At 69.2% G+C, this 15,716-nt stretch carries 14 protein-coding genes and 1 pseudogene; 3 read left to right on the plus strand and 12 right to left on the minus strand.

Annotation, left to right across the window (positions count from 1 at the left end; all coding sequences use genetic code 11):
- Window positions 1-171, plus strand: a pseudogene (locus ABTZ43_RS14360) (UDP-N-acetylmuramoyl-L-alanyl-D-glutamate--2,6-diaminopimelate ligase); the annotation flags it as partial.
- Between the two features lie 88 nt (window positions 172-259).
- On the opposite strand, the gene dxr reads toward ABTZ43_RS14360, so the two are convergent.
- Both dxr and ABTZ43_RS14370 read right to left on the minus strand, forming a co-directional pair.
- Window positions 260-1,342, minus strand: coding sequence for a 1-deoxy-D-xylulose-5-phosphate reductoisomerase (gene dxr / locus ABTZ43_RS14365; protein ID WP_350539314.1), 1,083 nt, complete (start codon window positions 1,340-1,342; stop codon window positions 260-262).
- 38 nt (window positions 1,343-1,380) lie between these two features.
- Window positions 1,381-2,400: an FKBP-type peptidyl-prolyl cis-trans isomerase gene (locus ABTZ43_RS14370; protein WP_253385912.1), complete on the minus strand. Its 1,020-nt coding sequence runs from the start codon at window positions 2,398-2,400 to the stop codon at window positions 1,381-1,383.
- 93 nt (window positions 2,401-2,493) lie between these two features.
- On the opposite strand from ABTZ43_RS14370, the gene ABTZ43_RS14375 reads away from it, so the two are divergent.
- Window positions 2,494-3,273, plus strand: coding sequence for a lysophospholipid acyltransferase family protein (locus ABTZ43_RS14375; RefSeq protein ID WP_056416704.1), 780 nt, complete (start codon window positions 2,494-2,496; stop codon window positions 3,271-3,273).
- Between the two features lie 44 nt (window positions 3,274-3,317).
- Here the strand turns inward: ABTZ43_RS14375 and ABTZ43_RS14380 are convergent, their stop codons facing one another.
- A complete protein-coding gene (locus tag ABTZ43_RS14380; RefSeq protein WP_149423245.1) occupies window positions 3,318-3,812 on the minus strand; it encodes an OsmC family protein in 495 nt (164 codons plus the stop codon).
- Between the two features lie 82 nt (window positions 3,813-3,894).
- Here ABTZ43_RS14380 and ABTZ43_RS14385 point away from each other — a divergent pair, with 82 nt between their 5' ends.
- Window positions 3,895-4,890, plus strand: coding sequence for an asparaginase (locus tag ABTZ43_RS14385; RefSeq protein WP_314097293.1), 996 nt, complete (start codon window positions 3,895-3,897; stop codon window positions 4,888-4,890).
- Between the two features lie 21 nt (window positions 4,891-4,911).
- Here ABTZ43_RS14385 and ABTZ43_RS14390 read toward each other — a convergent pair whose 3' ends face one another.
- From ABTZ43_RS14390 to ABTZ43_RS14430, 9 genes are all read right to left on the minus strand, one after another.
- Window positions 4,912-7,731: an FtsK/SpoIIIE domain-containing protein gene (locus ABTZ43_RS14390; RefSeq protein ID WP_350539315.1), complete on the minus strand. Its 2,820-nt coding sequence runs from the start codon at window positions 7,729-7,731 to the stop codon at window positions 4,912-4,914.
- Window positions 7,732-7,788: 57 nt separating this feature from the next.
- Window positions 7,789-8,640: a PP2C family protein-serine/threonine phosphatase gene (locus ABTZ43_RS14395; RefSeq protein ID WP_056416690.1), complete on the minus strand. Its 852-nt coding sequence runs from the start codon at window positions 8,638-8,640 to the stop codon at window positions 7,789-7,791.
- A gap of 168 nt (window positions 8,641-8,808) precedes the next feature.
- Complete coding sequence (locus ABTZ43_RS14400; protein ID WP_350539316.1) at window positions 8,809-9,618, minus strand: large exoprotein; 810 nt, start codon at window positions 9,616-9,618, stop codon at window positions 8,809-8,811.
- 108 nt (window positions 9,619-9,726) lie between these two features.
- Window positions 9,727-10,473, minus strand: coding sequence for a YaaA family protein (locus ABTZ43_RS14405; RefSeq protein ID WP_350539317.1), 747 nt, complete (start codon window positions 10,471-10,473; stop codon window positions 9,727-9,729).
- Between the two features lie 74 nt (window positions 10,474-10,547).
- Window positions 10,548-10,808 carry a F0F1 ATP synthase subunit epsilon gene (locus ABTZ43_RS14410; protein WP_045255374.1) on the minus strand — a complete coding sequence of 87 codons (261 nt, stop codon included), beginning with the start codon at window positions 10,806-10,808 and terminating at the stop codon, window positions 10,548-10,550.
- A 2-nt stretch (window positions 10,809-10,810) separates the two neighbouring features.
- Window positions 10,811-12,265 carry a F0F1 ATP synthase subunit beta gene (gene atpD, locus ABTZ43_RS14415; protein ID WP_056416683.1) on the minus strand — a complete coding sequence of 485 codons (1,455 nt, stop codon included), beginning with the start codon at window positions 12,263-12,265 and terminating at the stop codon, window positions 10,811-10,813.
- A 21-nt stretch (window positions 12,266-12,286) separates the two neighbouring features.
- Window positions 12,287-13,186, minus strand: coding sequence for a F0F1 ATP synthase subunit gamma (locus ABTZ43_RS14420; protein WP_045255376.1), 900 nt, complete (start codon window positions 13,184-13,186; stop codon window positions 12,287-12,289).
- Between the two features lie 20 nt (window positions 13,187-13,206).
- Complete coding sequence (atpA, locus tag ABTZ43_RS14425) at window positions 13,207-14,847, minus strand: F0F1 ATP synthase subunit alpha (protein ID WP_056416680.1); 1,641 nt, start codon at window positions 14,845-14,847, stop codon at window positions 13,207-13,209.
- Between the two features lie 47 nt (window positions 14,848-14,894).
- Window positions 14,895-15,716: F0F1 ATP synthase subunit delta (locus tag ABTZ43_RS14430; protein ID WP_350539318.1), on the minus strand; the 822-nt coding region annotated here is incomplete at its 5' end.

Here is a 15,716-nt window from a genome sequence, read left to right on the forward strand (position 1 = left end):
GGCGACGGCGACTCCATCCTGTGGGCAGGGCCCGGACATCAGGACTACCGCGACATCCGAGGCGTGCGCACGCCGTACTCGGCACGGGAGCTGGCGCGTCGCGCGCTGCGCGCCGCAGGGTGGCCCGTCCCCGACTCGCACTGGCCCGTTCCGTACGCCGACGAGGACTGAGAGTCTTCGGGATCGGCCCGACCCGCCAGGTCGGGCTGATCCGCGTGATCCGGCTTGTCCGCCTGATCCGCGAGATCCCTCGGTGGGATCAGCCCTTCGCGATCAGCTGGTCGGCCGTGCGGCGCGCCCAGGCCTCGGCCTCGGCGAGCGACTCGACCGTCAGGGTGTCGGGGGGCTGATGCGCGTCGACGACCCGCGAGATCGTGTCGACGATGCCGAGGAACGGCAGCCGACCCTCGTGGAACGCGTCGACGGCCTGCTCGTTGGCCGCGTTGTAGACCGCGGGGAAGGTGGCCCCGGCACGACCGACCGCCTTGGCGAGAGTCACCGCGGGAAAAGCTCCGTCGTCGAGCGGTTCGAAGGTCCAGGACGTCGCACTGGTCCAGTCGAGCGGACGTCCGACGCCGCCGATGCGGTTCGGCCAGTCGAGACCGAGCGAGATCGGCAGACGCATGTCCGGCGGCGATGCCTGGGCGATCGTGGAGCCGTCGATGAACTCCACCATGGAATGCACGATGGACTGAGGATGCACGACGACGTCGATGTCGTCGTAGGCGACGTCGAACAGGAGATGGGCCTCGATGACCTCGAGCCCCTTGTTCACGAGCGTCGCGGAGTTCGTGGTCACCATCCGACCCATGTCCCACGTCGGATGCGCGAGCGCCTGCTGAGGGGTGACCTCGCGCAGCTCGTCACGCGAGCGTCCGCGGAAGGGGCCGCCGGATGCCGTGACGACCAGCCGGCGGACCTCCGAGTGGGCACCGCTGCGCAGGGCCTGGGCGATCGCCGAATGCTCCGAGTCGACGGGGACGATCTGATCGGGTGCGGCCGCGGCGAGCACGAGCTCCCCGCCGACGATGAGCGACTCCTTGTTGGCCAGAGCCAGCGTGCGCCCGGCCGTCAGCGCGGCGAGAGTGGATCCGAGGCCGATGGAGCCCGTGATCGCGTTGAGCACGACGTCGGCCTCGACATCGCGCACGAGCTGCTCGGCCTCGGCGGCGCCCAGCGCCGTGCTCTCGACCTGAAAGGCCGCCGCCTGCTCGGCCAGCATCTCGGCGTTGGAGCCGGCAGCGAGGCCGACGAGCTCGAAACGCCGAGGATTGGCACGGATGACGTCGAGCGCCTGGGTGCCGATGGAGCCGGTGGAGCCGAGGACGATGATGCGACGCATGCCGCCAGCCTATGGCACGCCCCCGGCTCCCGCCGTGCTTACGGAGCCTGCTCGATGGGGGTCGTCGCGAGGATGTCGACGACGAACACCAAGGTCTCGCCGGTGAGGTCGTTCGCGTTGATCTCGCCCTCGCCGTAGCCGTCCTTCGGAGGCATGGTCACGACGACCTGAGAGCCGACCTTCTGGCCCTCGAGAGCCATCTTGAAGCCGGGCACGACACTGGTGGTCTGGAACTGCGTCGGGGCCGCATCGCGACTCCAGCTCGAGTCGAACTCGGTGCCGTCCGACCACTTGACCCCGCGGTACTGCACCGTGACGAGGTCGCCCGAGGCGACCACGGCGCCATCGCCCTGCTTGAGCTCGGCGACCTCGGTCTCGGTGGGAGCGTCGGTGTCGGGGAGCGTGATGGTCGGCGAGCCCGCGTCGTCGAGCTCGACCTTCGGCATCCCCTCGGTCGCATCGACGTCGGACCCGGATGCGATGGTGGGCAGCTCCTCGATGGTCTCGATGTACAGCACGCTGGGGTTGGATCCCTCCTGCGCGGCGGGGAGCGTCAGCACCACGCTGGATCCGATCGGAACGCACTCCGCAGCGACCGTGAAGACGGTGGACTGGGTGGGATCGACCATCTGCTGCGGCTGCTGCACCGCGAGAAGGGCCGAGAGCACGCCGTCGGGGCCGCGCTCGGACGTGCTGAGCACCTCGTTCGTCTTGGCGTCGACGAGCTGATAGCGCAGCGAGATGAGGTCGCCGGGCTTGACGTCTTCGCCATCGCCCTCGACGACCACGGATCGCTGGGCCTCGGTCAGGTCGGCGTCGGCCGGCACCGTGACCTTGGCATCAGCGCCGGAGCCCTCGACCGACACCGCATCGGATCCGGCACCGGACTTCAGGTCGGCCAGGCACGAGCCCTGAGCGGAGGCGTCCGGCGTCGCGGTCGACTCCGGATCCGCACCTCCCGAGCACCCGGCAAGGAGAAGGGTCGCCGCAGCGACGGTGGACAGGATGATGAGCGGACGCTTGCGCACGATGAGACCTCGGGTTCGCGGGAGGGACACCCCATCATGGCGCACGCCCCTTGGCCGAGGCTGGGAGGCGCGCGCCGGGGCTTCATTCCCACGGCGGCATGGATCCGGGGGTAATCTGCTCTGATGACGTCAGAGCAGTCGGTGGAGCCCGCAACATCGCCCGCAGAGACGCAGGGACCCCGTCACGCGGGATTCGCCTACCGGCTGGGTCGCGGTCTCATCACCCCGCTCGCGCGCACCATCTACCGGCCCCGCATCGAGGGGCGCGAGAACGTCCCGAAGGACGGCCCGGTCATCTTCGCCAGCAACCACCTCTCGTTCATCGACTCGATCGCGATCCCGGTGGCCGCACCTCGTCCGGTGCATTTCCTCGCGAAGTCCACCTACTTCGAGGGCACCGGCATGAAGGGTTGGCTCAGCAAGACCTTCTTCGAATCGATCGGCGCCATCTCCGTGCGCCGGGGCGCCGGCAAGGCCGCGCTCGACGCGCTCGACGTGCAGCGTCAGCTCCTCGACGAAGGACTCGCGGTCGCGCTCTACCCGGAGGGGACGCGTTCCACCGACGGTCGTCTGTACAAGGGCCGCACGGGCGTGGCGTTCCTCGCTCTGCAGACGGGGGCACCCGTCGTGCCGGTCGGCCTGATCGGGACCGACAAGGTGATGCCCGTCGGAGCGAAGGTGCCGACCCTCTCGGAGCGCATCACCGTGCGGTTCGGGGAGCCGCTCGACCTCTCGCCGCACGGCCCGGCCACGAGCGGGCGTGCCCGCCGACTCGCGACAGACGAGATCATGGCGGCGATCCACGCGCTCTCCGGCCAGGAACTCGCCGACGCGTTCAACGAGGCTCCCGCTCAGGGCGCGATCGAGAAGATCAAGCAGGCACTGCCGCACGAACGTCGCTGACCGCGCGCCCGCCCGCGAGGTGGCGTCCGATCGCGCCGAGCGACTCAGTCCTGCGCTGCGCGGACCGTCGCCTCGTGCCGCACCGGGAAGTTCATCGAGTTCGCGATGAAGCACCACTCGTGCGCCTGTGTGTGCGCGCGCTCCGCGGCGTCGATCATCGACGCCTCCGCCACCACGACCTCCGGGCGCAGCATCACCTCGACGAAGGCCCCGCCGCCCGCACCGTCCTCGCGCATGGTTCCCGACGCGCTGTCGCGATACGAGACCACGACCACTCCCGCGGTGACGCACGCATGCAGGTACGAGAGCAGGTGGCACTCGGACAGCGAGGCGAGCAGCAGATCCTCGGGATTCCAGCGGGCGGGATCGCCGCGGAAGGGCTTGTCGGCCGATGCGAGCAGATCGGGCTTGCCCGCGACCTCGATCGTCACGTCGCGTCGATAGTCGCGGTAGCCGCTCGTGCCGGTGCCGGCGTTCCCGGTCCAGGTGGCGGTGAGTGCGTAACGGTGCTCGCCGAAAGGCGTCAGACGGTCTGCCATGACGTCAGTCTGCCACCCGCCCCGGGCATGCGGCGCGGCATCGTTGGCGCGGTGGGACGCCGACCGACGATATCCTGAGGGGGTGCTGGAGACTCTGACCGTTCAGGATGCCGTGGAACTCGCCGTCGTCGAACGGAGCGGCTTCGTCGAATCGCGACACGCAGGGGCGGCGGTGGTTCTCTCGCCCGAGGGCGACGTCGTCGTTCGACACGGGAACCCGGATGCGCTGATACTCCCCCGCTCGAGCCTCAAGCCGCTGCAGGCCGTGGCGTGCGTCACCGCGGGCGCAGCGCTCGAGGGCGAACAGCTCGCGATGTCGACCGCGAGCCACAGCGGCACCGACCGCCACGCCGCGCTGGTCCGGGACATCCTCACGGAGGGCGGACTCAACGAGGACGACCTCGCGTGTCCTCCCGCCTGGCCCTCCGACACCGCCGCGCGCGACGAACTGGTGCGCGAGCACGGTGCGCAGACCCGGATCCGGATGAACTGCTCGGGCAAGCACGCGGCGATGCTGCGGGCCTGCGTCGCCACGGGGTGGCCGACCGACGGCTACCTCGAGCCCGCGCATCCGCTGCAGGTGCACATCCGTGATGTCATCGAGCGGCTCACCGGCGAGAAGGTCGCCCACACAGCGATCGACGGATGCGGCGCGCCCGTCTACGCGCTCACGCTCACGGGCCTCGCCCGATCGATCCACCGCATCGGCACCGCATCGGACCGCTCCCCGTTCGCGCTGCATCGCGTCGCCGGGTCACTCGTGCGCGCGGTCCGCGAGCATCCCTGGACCATCGACGGCCCTGGTCGCCCCGACACCGTCGCCATCGAGAAGCTCGGTGTGTTCGCCAAGAGCGGCGCCGAGGGCGTGATCGTGATGGTCGCCCCGAACGGCACGACTGCCGCGGTGAAGATGCTCGACGGCGGCGCGCGAGCGAGCACCATCGTGGCCGCCACTCTGCTCGCGCGCGCGGGAGGGCTGACCGACGCGGACGTCGCGACCCTGCAGGCGGTGCTCCCGCTCGAGGTGCTCGGCGGCGGCCAGAACGTCGGAAGCATCCGCCCCGGCTCCGCCCTCTGAGCGCCGTCCGCGGCGGACAGGTCATCGTCGCGGCGCGAGAGCAGGGATCGAGACCCGTCTGGGTGCGGAATCCGCCACCATCGACCACGCTCGACCGGCGTGCTGCCGTGCGAACGGCGGCAGGTCGCGCACACCGGCCAGCTGACGCAGCTCGACGGCGTTCTCGGCTCTGACCAGCAGCTCGCCGTCTCGGCGAACCCGCTGCCACAGCGACCAGTCGCGCTGCCACGCCTCGGGCTCGCCGATCAGGATCGCCGGGCGTTCGGAGAGCGCGACGCCGCCGGGTGCGGCTGACAGGCAGAGGACGTCGCACTCCGCGAAGACAGCGGACAGCGCGTCGGCGGCCGCAGGGGCTCCGGCGGTGACGAGGCCGGTGAGCGGGAGCCGGGGTGCCCACCCGTCGCTCGCCCGACGCCGCGGCGTCGTGTGCCGGACGCTCACGCCGCCGGGCCTGCCCGTGCGCTCCGCCACCGCATCCTCCCCGCCCGTCCCGGGCACCTGCGCGGCCGTGTCCGGCACCCAGACGACCTGGATCTCGCGATCTCCGATCCGCATGCGTCCCGGCGGACGCTCCGCCTCGAACCCGCGCGCATCGCCGCCGGCCGCCAGGTGATCGACCCTGCTCCGCAACCGCAGCAGACCACGACGCGGCAGGATGTCGAGCACGCGCCCCACAGCCCCGCCCGCACGTGCGGAAGTCAGCACGAAGGTCGTGTCCGTGTTGTTCCGCAGGATCTGCTCCCACAGATGCAGCACGTGCTGCGCGTACTCTGCGGGGAGGCTGTCGATCCTGACGTCGATATCGTCGCAGAGCACGAGACGGGGCGGCCTGACGCGGCCCGAGGAGAGCGCCACGGCGATGTCCCAGGCCTCCTCCGGGTCGCTCGGAATCCACAGTGCCTCATCGTCCTGCGCCGCGAGAGCACGCAGGACGGACGTCCGGCCCGAGCCGGGAGCACCGACCACGCTCAGACCGCGGTCCGACCCGACCGCCATCGAGTCGAGCGGCTGACGCTGGTGCTCCGGATCGTCGACCCGCCCGAGGATCACACGACCTGCACTCTGCTCTCCACGGACCTCGCCCCACGGGATCCGTCGCTCCAGAGCGGGAAGCCAGGGGCTCCGCGGCGCCTCGGCATCGGCCCACAGGGCCGCGACGGCTCGGATGTCCGCCGCGCCGGTCAGAGCGACGCGCATCACCCGCGCCTGCTCGTCCTGCGGTCTTCGTGCCAGCGCGACGCCGCGGGCCGCGACTCCCCCCGGCAGTTCGGCGGCGGCATCAGTGCCGATCACGGCTCGGCTGTCGGCGGAGTCCGACACCCGGAGGCTGACCCGAAGCGGGCAGTTCGACGCCAGGGCATCACGGATCACCCCGGACGCCCTCTGCGTGCCGAGGATCAGATGCATCCCCAGCGCCCGTCCTCTCGCGGCGATGTCGGTGAACACGATCCCCAGATCCGCATGTTCCTGCAGGAGGGCAGCGAATTCGTCGACCACGATGACGAGCCGAGGCATGTCGACCTCTCGCACATCGCGGGCTCCGGCCGCGGCGAGCACCGACTCTCGACGCCGCAGCTCTGCGGTCAGGCTGGTCACTCCGCGCCGGGCCCCCTCCTCATCGAGATCCGTGATGACGGCAGCCACCTGCGGCAGCTCCCTGAGCGGGTCGAACGCCGTCCCGCCCTTGAAGTCGGCGAGCACGAACACCACACGGTCGGGACCGTGCGCGGTCGCGATCGCGGTCACCCACGACACCAGCAGCTCGCTCTTGCCGGTGCCCGTGGTGCCGGTGACGATCGCGTGCGGTCCGTCTTCGACGATGTCCAGCCCGACGTCATCGCGCTCACCGCGGCCGATCATCGCGGGGAGGCCGCTCGGAGACCCCTGCTGGCGGAGGTCTCCGAGAGCGACCTCCGCGGGAAGGATATCGACCTCCTCCGCGTCCCCCACTCGGGACACGGCGATGGCGGCGGCCTGATCGTGCGACAGGCCCTCGACGGACACCCGGACGACGCCCTGCGGCGTTCGCACGAACGCACGGCCCGGCTCGTCGATGTCGATCACCGTGGTGATGCCCTCGGCGACGTCGTCGTCGCGGTGCAGCATCCAGATCACGCTGTCGCAATCCGGACGCCGCGAACCCGCGAGAGCGACCCCGAGGCGGAAGGCGCCGCGACGGTCCCCCTTCGCCTGAGGGAGGTGGGCGAGTCCCCAGTCGTCGAGCCGATCTCCGCAGAGCATCAGCTGTGCGACACCGAATCTCAGGGCCAGCTGGAGGACGAGCGCCCGCGCCACCGATTCCACCAGCGGCAATCCACCCCGCAGAGCCACGCCTCCTCCGAGGGGCACGGTGACGGGGACGTCGTCGAGCCGACCGCACCGCTCGCGGAACGCGCGCTCGCGTTCCCCATCACCACCGGATGCGCGCACGGCGCTCACGCCCACCCCGCTGCCCACCACGATCTCGGTGTGCGGATCCACAGGGTCGGATCCCCGCAGCGGCGGCTGATCGAGGCACGCCGCGGCATCGGGATGGCGATGCCAGCGTCCCCGGCGCTCCTCGTCATGCTGAGCGGTCAGCTGCTCCTCGACGCGCGTCCACGCCCGCTCATTCTCCACCGCCCCCTCTCGACGAGACCGGCGGCGGGATCGGGCCCCGTCGACGAGCGAGGCGAGGATCATCAGCGGCCCCAGGGCCGCGAAGCAGAGCGAGAACAGCGAGCCGGAGACAGCCCACAGTGCGACGCCCGCCGCGACCGGCACGAGAGCGGCGACGAAGGGCGTCGGGGGGCGCCGCGCGGGAACCGGCGCGGGCGGGATGACTATCGGGAGGGATTCCATCCCTCCAGTGCACTCCGGTTCACGAGGGCACGGGTATCGTCCCCAGGCCCCGGAGCGCTAGTCGGCCGGACGCTCTTCCGTGGAGGAGACGTCGACGACCGAGGCCGTCGGCGCGTCGGACGACGGAGAGTCGGCGGACGCGGACTCGTCGGAGACCTGGACGACGACCAGCGTGACGTTGTCGCGTCCGCCGTTCTCGAGGGCGGCCGCCAGCATCGCATCGACGGCGGCTGCGGGGTCGGCGTTCGCGCGCAGGAAGTGCTGGATGCCGTAATCCGTCAGCTCCTTGGTGAGCCCGTCGGAGCAGATCACGAACCGGTCGCCGGCCCGCACGTCGAGAGTCACGTAATCGGGCGCCGTGAGCTCGCTCGCCCCGACCGCGCGCGTGATCACGTTGCTGTACGGATGGCCCTCGGCTTCCTCGGGGCTGATCTTGCCGGCAGCGATGAGCTCCTGGACGACGGAGTGGTCGGTGGTCACCTGCACGAGCCGGTCGTCGCGCAGCAGATATACCCGGGAGTCTCCGATGTTCAGCGCCGCCCAGTGCGGCTCCTCGTCGTCGAACTCGAGGAACACTCCGGTGAGAGTGGTGCCGGTGCCCTCGTCGGTGGCCTCAGGGTGATCGGCGATGTCCGCCACGGCGAGCTCGAGAGCCCCCTCGATCGACGCACGCGCCACGGATCCGGACGTCGCCACCGCCTGTAGGCGAGTGACCGTGCTGCGGCTGGCGATCTCGCCGCCCGCGTGACCGCCCATGCCGTCCGCGACGATGAACAACGGATAGTCCGCGAAGAACGCGTCCTGGTTGGTCTCGCGGCGCCGTCCCACGTCGGTGACCCCCGCCCAGGACAGCAGGAGGGGGCGCTCGGCGACCGTCACGCGTCGCGTGCTCGTCGTCGTGTCAGACACTCGTCGCCTCCGAAAGTCCTGCGGGTCGGGCCGCGCCGGGATACTCACACATCGTAGTGGACAGCATTACTCCACGTTATCGCCTCGCGACGACACCACTGCAATCGCGGAGCGCGGCCGGGACAGCACAGAGCCCCCGACCGGAGTCGGGGGCTCTGTGTCACGAGGTCACGCAGGAGGCTGCGTGGGGTCCGTCGGGGGTGCCGGCGGAGCCGCGGGCGGAGCCGTCGGAGGAGCCGGCGGACCTGCGGGCGGTGCCGACGGAGCTGCCGGCGGGACGCCGGGAGCAGACGGGTTCGACGGTGCGGGCGGGTTCGACGGTGCGGGCGGGTTCGACGGTGCGGGCGGGGGCGCATAGCCGGGCTGCGCGGGCGGCGTGTACCCGGGCTGGGCCCGAGGCGTGTAGCCCTGCGGTGCGGGCGGTGCGTACCCCTGCGGAGCGCCGTATCCCTGCGGTGCACCGTAGCCGGGGCCTGCCGCCGGACGCGGCTGCACGGGCACGCCCTGCCAGACGGTGTTGTCGGCGAGGAAGCCGTTACCGGCCCACGGGGCCGGTGCGATGTTCGGGTTCCAGCGCGACTTGTCGAACGCGTTGATGCCGTACCAGACGATCGACAGCAGCACGTAGAGGACGACCCAGACGGCATCCTTCTGCAGCTTGAGACCCACACGCCAGGCCGCGAGGGCCAGGACCACTGCGAGAGCGATGCTGGTGAGGAAGTTGAGGTAGGGGATGCATGTGAGCCCGATGCCGATGAGCACCACCCACGGCGAGACGTCGCCGAGCTTCGCGAACACCATCATGTTGTAGACGGGCACCCACGCACGCCACTTGCCCTCGACTCCGGCCTTCTCGAAGATCTTCATGAGGAAGATGGCCGAGATCACGTAGAACGCCGCAGCGAAGAGCAGAGCGATGAGGAGCACAGCGAAGAGACCGGCGAGAGCCGCCCCGTTGTCGTAATAGTCGTTGTACATGAATCCCTCCGGATCCGATGGAGCGGACGCCGTGCGCGCCGCGACACCAACCATATCGGTGCGCCGATATACGGGGCAACGACACACGCGGGCGGAGCCGCGCGACGGTCATTCGGCGACGACGAGCTCCACGATCCCCTGGTCATCGGTGTCGCGGAGCACGACTCCCCGCGGCTCCGCCCAGCGGCGCAGACCCCGCAGCGATCCGATGCGGGGTCGATCCTCCGCCAGCGCCCGCACGAGCATTCCCTTGGACTTCTTGTTGAAGTGGTTGAGCGCCCGCCCGTGCTCCGTCACCACGCGCACGTACACCGAGGCGACGGAGTGCGGAACCGGCCCGAGTGCGACATACGCCTCACTGCGGAGGTCGAGGACGAAGGGGGGTTGCTCCCCCGCGATCGCCGCGGTCGTCGGAGCGGCCCAGTGCCGCCGAAGCGCAGGCAGGCCGGGCACCGACACGCCGGCTGCCAGCCGGTACTGCGGGATCGGATCGAGAGCGCCGATCGGCCCGAGGGGCGCCGAATGGATCCACACGTGCGCACCGAGCCATCGTCGGGATGCCGACGAGAGCGACGCCGCATCGAGCGCGTCGTACAGCACTCCCGTGTACCGGTCGACCGCCGGCATCGTGGCTCCGGAGCGCAGCATCCGATTGTGCAGGACGTCTCCCCCCTGCTTCGCGCTGAGCTTGAGCGCCGCACGAGCGGCGTCCTCGTCGGCGGACAGAGCGACCAGAGCGTCGACGACGGCCAGCCGCTCGTCGCGCAGCGACGGCAGCGCCAGCGCGTCGACATCGAGCGGTGCGCCGTCACCGCCAGGACGCTTGGTCTCGGACGGCGGGAGCAGGATCTTCATGAAACCTCGGGGATGCAGACGCGTCCGCCCCGGGACCCACGAGGGGTGCCGGGGCGGACGCGATGTACGGACTGCTACGCGATGAGGGCCGCGTTGCCCGCCACGATCGTCAGGACGTCGCTCTCCATGGAGAGGAAGCCGTCCTGCGCGTTGGCGAGCACCTTCGTGCCGTCGGTCTGCGTGATACGGACCTCGCCCTGAGCGAGGATCGCCAGAACCGGCTCGTGGCCGCTCATGAAGCCGATCTCGCCCTCGACGGTCTTGGCGACGACGAGGCTCGCCTCTCCCGTCCAGACCTCCGCGTCCGCGGAGACGAGGCTGACGTGCAGTGCCATGGTCAGCCGTTCTCCTTCTGGATCTTCGCCCACTGCTCTTCGACGTCGGAGATGCCACCGACGTTGAAGAAGGCCTGCTCGGCCACGTGGTCGAAGTCACCGCGGGTGATCGCATCGAACGACTCGATGGTCTCCTTGAGCGGCACGGTCGAACCCTCGACACCCGTGAACTTCTTCGCCATGTAGGTGTTCTGCGAGAGGAACTGCTGGATGCGGCGTGCACGCGACACGACGATCTTGTCCTCTTCGGAGAGCTCGTCGACACCGAGGATCGCGATGATCTCCTGCAGTTCCTTGTTCTTCTGCAGGATCTGCTTGACCGTCGTCGCGACGCGGTAGTGGTCCTCGCCCAAGTAGCGGGGGTCCATGATGCGCGACGTCGAGGTCAGCGGGTCGATGGCCGGGTACAGACCCTTCGACGCGATCTCACGCGAGAGCTCCGTGGTGGCGTCGAGGTGGGCGAACGTGGTCGCCGGAGCCGGGTCGGTGTAGTCATCGGCCGGCACGTAGATCGCCTGCAGCGAGGTGATCGAGTGACCGCGCGTCGAGGTGATGCGCTCCTGGAGGAGGCCCATCTCGTCGGCCAGGTTCGGCTGGTATCCCACGGCCGAGGGCATGCGGCCCAGCAGCGTGGAGACCTCGGAACCGGCCTGCGTGAAGCGGAAGATGTTGTCGATGAAGAGCAGCACGTCCTGCTTCTGCACGTCACGGAAGTACTCCGCCATCGTCAGAGCCGACAGGGCGACGCGCAGACGCGTTCCCGGCGGCTCGTCCATCTGGCCGAAGACGAGGGCGGTCTTGTCGAAGACACCCGCCTCTTCCATCTCGTGGATCAGGTCGTTGCCCTCACGGGTGCGCTCGCCGACACCGGCGAACACCGACACACCACCGTGGTCCTGCGCGACGCGCTGGATCATCTCCTGGATGAGGACCGTCTTGCCGACACCGGCGCCACCGAAGAGACCGATCTTTCCACCCAGAACGTACGGGGTGAGGAGGTCGATCGACTTGATGCCGGTCTCGAACATGGTCGTCTTCGACTCGAGCTGGTCGAAGTTCGGAGCCTTGCGGTGGATCGGCCAGCGCTCGGTGACCTCGATGGTCTCGCCGGGCTCGAGGTTCAGGACCTCGCCGATCACGTTGAAGACCTTGCCCTTGGTGACGTCGCCGACGGGGACCGAGATGGCCTCACCGGAGTCGCGCACCTCCTGGCCGCGGACGATGCCGTCGGTCGGCTTCAGAGCGATGGCGCGAACGAGGTCGTCGCCGAGGTGCTGAGCGACCTCGAGGGTGATCTCGACCGACGAGTCGCCGATCGTGATCGTGGTCTTCAGCGCGTTGTAGATGTCGGGGATCGAGTCGTGCGGGAACTCGATGTCGACAACCGGACCGTTGACGCGTGCGACGCGCCCGACGACCGCGGTCGCCGGCTGGTCAGCCGTGGCGGTGGTGGTCATTTTCGTCTCTTTCCTGATGGTCTATTTGCTCGACGAGAGTGCGTCGGCGCCGCCGACGATCTCCGCGATCTGCTGCGTGATCTCCGCCTGACGCGCGTTGTTGCGCAGACGGGTGTAGTCGGTGATGAGCTTGTCGGCGTTGTCGCTGGCCGACTTCATCGCCTTCTGCGTCGCAGCCTGCTTGGCAGCAGACGACTGCAGGAGAGCGTTGAAGACACGGCTCTGGATGTACACCGGCAGGATCGCGTCGAGGACTGTCTCGGCATCCGGCTCGAACTCGTACAGCGGGTAGACGGCGCTTCCCGCTTCGGAGTCATCGGCTTCCGCGATCTCCAGCGGAAGCAGACGCACGGATTCCGGCGACTGCGTCATCATGCTGACGAAGCGGTTGTACACGAGGTGGATCTCGTCGACGCCGCCCTCGTCCGCACCGCGGGAGAAGTCCTCGAGCAGCGTGGCCGAGATCTCCTCCGCCGTGTGGAACGACGGGGTGTCGGTGTCGCCGGTCCACTCCGCGGCCGCCGCGATGCGACGGAACTGGAAGTAGCCGACGGCCTTGCGACCGACGAGGTAGAACACCGGCTCCTTGCCCTGACTGCGCAGGAGCTCCGCCACCTCGAGACCCTCTCGGAGGATCTGCGAGTTGAAGGCTCCGGCAAGGCCCCGGTCCGACGAGAAGATCACGACCGCGGAGCGGCGGATCGTCTCGGGCTCGCGGGTGAGCGGGTGGTCGACGTTCGAGTGCGTCGCGACGGCGGACACGGCCCTCGTCACGGCACGCGCGAAGGGGCTGGACGCTTTGACACGTCCCATCGCCTTCTGGATGCGCGAAGCCGCGATGAGTTCCATCGCCTTCGTGATCTTCTTGGTCGTCTGAGCAGAAGAGATCTTCTGCTTGTAGACCCTGAGTTGAGCGCCCATGAAATCAGTTCCTCACGCGGTTACGCGCGACGACCCTTGACGATCTTCTCCTGGTTGACGTCGTCGGCCTCGGCCGCACCGTGCTCCTCGTGGCCGGGAGCTCCGATCGCCTGACCCTTGCCGCCCTGGAACTCCAGGAGGAAAGCATCCGTGTGCTTCTCGAGCTCGGCGACCGTGTCGTCATCGAGGACGTTGGTCTCGCGCAGGGTGTCGAGCACCTTGGTGTTGCGACGAAGGTAGTCGAGGAGCTCGCGCTCGAAGCGGAGGACATCCGCGACCTCGATCGTGTCGAGCTTGCCCTTGGTTCCGGCCCAGATCGAGACGACCTGCTCCTCGACGGGGTACGGCGAGTACTGCGGCTGCTTGAGCAGCTCGGTCAGACGCGCACCACGGGAGAGCTGACGACGCGACGCCTGGTCGAGGTCGGATGCGAACATCGCGAAGGCCTCGAGCGAGCGGTACTGAGCGAGCTCGAGCTTGAGCGTTCCCGAGACCTTCTTGATCGACTTGACCTGAGCGTCACCACCGACTCGCGACACCGAGATACCCACGTCGACCGCAGGACGCTGGTTGGCGTTGAAGAGGTCGGACTGCAGGAAGATCTGGCCGTCCGTGATCGAGATCACGTTGGTCGGGATGTACGCCGAGACATCGTTGGCCTTGGTCTCGATGATCGGGAGACCCGTCATCGAACCCGCACCGAGCTCGTCGGACAGCTTCGCGCAACGCTCCAGCAGACGGGAGTGCAGGTAGAAGACGTCACCCGGGTATGCCTCGCGGCCCGGCGGACGACGCAGCAGCAGCGACACGGCGCGGTACGCCTCGGCCTGCTTCGACAGGTCGTCGAAGATGATCAGGACGTGCTTGCCGCCGTACATCCAGTGCTGGCCGATGGCCGAACCGGTGTAGGGAGCGAGGTACTTGAAGCCGGCGGGGTCGGAGGCCGGAGCTGCCACGATCGTGGTGTACTCCAGGGCTCCGGCCTCTTCGAGCGCGCCCTTCACCGAGGCGATGGTCGAGCCCTTCTGGCCGATCGCGACGTAGATGCAGCGCACCTGCTTGTTGACGTCACCCGACTCCCAGTTGGCCTTCTGGTTGATGATCGTGTCGATCGCGATCGCGGTCTTGCCGGTCTGGCGGTCGCCGATGATCAGCTGACGCTGGCCGCGGCCGACGGGGATCATGGCGTCGATCGCCTTGATGCCGGTCTGCATCGGCTCGTGCACCGACTTGCGCTGCATGACGCCGGGCGCCTGCAGCTCGAGCTCACGCGAGCCCTCGGTGGCGATCGAGCCGAGGCCGTCGATCGGGTTTCCGAGCGGGTCGACGACGCGACCCAGGTAGCCGTCGCCGACGGGCACGGAGAGGACCTCACCCGTGCGGGTGACTTCCTGTCCTGCTTCGACACCGGTGAAGTCGCCGAGGACGACCACACCGATCTGGTCCTGGTCGAGGCTCAGCGCGAGGCCCTTGGTGCCGTTCGCGAAGGCCACGAGCTCGTTGGCCATGACGCCGGGCAGGCCCTCGACGTGCGCGATTCCATCCGCTGCGTCGATGACGGTGCCGACCTCGGTCGCCGCTGCCCCGGTGGGCTCGTAGGCGGCGGCGAAGTCCTTCAGCGCGTCACGGATGACGTCGGGGCTGATCGATAGTTCTGCCATTGTCTTCCCTTTGTATCTGGGTGCGCGGTTCCCCGCGCGAAGTCGTGTTAGCCCGCGAGCTTCTGGCGAAGGTCGGCGAGTCGAGCGGAGATGCTGCCGTCGATGACGTCATCGGCGATCTGCACGCGCAGACCTCCGACGACGGCGGGGTCGAAGACCTCGTTGAGGGATACGTTGCCGTCGTAGCGGCGCGAGAGTGCCGCGCTCAGGCGGGTGCGCTGCGCGTCGGTCAGCGGCTTCGCGGTGTGCACCGTCGCCACCACCCGATCGCCCTGGTCCGCGACGATGCGCGTCGCCCGCGCCAGCATCTGCCGGATGCGACGCTCCCGCGGCTGGCGGACCAGCGACGACACGATCAGCGCGGCGGCGTCGCTGACGCCCCCGGCCAGAAGCCTGTCGACGAGAGCGCCCTTGGCGTCCTCTCCCCCGAGGCGGGTTCCGAGCGCGAGCTCGAGATCCGCGTTCGCGGCGATGACGCGGGAGAAGCCGAACAGCTCTCCTCCGATGTCGGCCTGGGGAGTGGAGATCGCCGCGGCACGGATGGCCAGCTCCTCGACGCCGTCGACGAGCTGCGACGACGAGGACCAGCGCTGGGCCACGACGGTCCTCAGGACGTTCTGCACGTCCGAAGAGAATCCGCCGAAGACCGCCGACACGACGTTCTGTCGCGCCTCGGCCGGAGCCGAGGGATCAGTGAGCGCGCCGCTCAGCTGAGACGACTCCGCCACGGTCCTGGCAGCTGCGAACAGCTCCCTGGCCGAGTCGAGAGTGACGTCCTTCGCTGCGGCAAGCGCCTGAGTGGATGCCGCGAGTGCCTGAGTGGTCGCGCTGCCCATTACTGAGCCGCCTTCTCGGATGCTTCGAGGTCG

The sequence above is a fragment of the Microbacterium sp. NPDC097977 genome (assembly GCF_040302605.1).
Classification (GTDB): domain Bacteria; phylum Actinomycetota; class Actinomycetes; order Actinomycetales; family Microbacteriaceae; genus Microbacterium.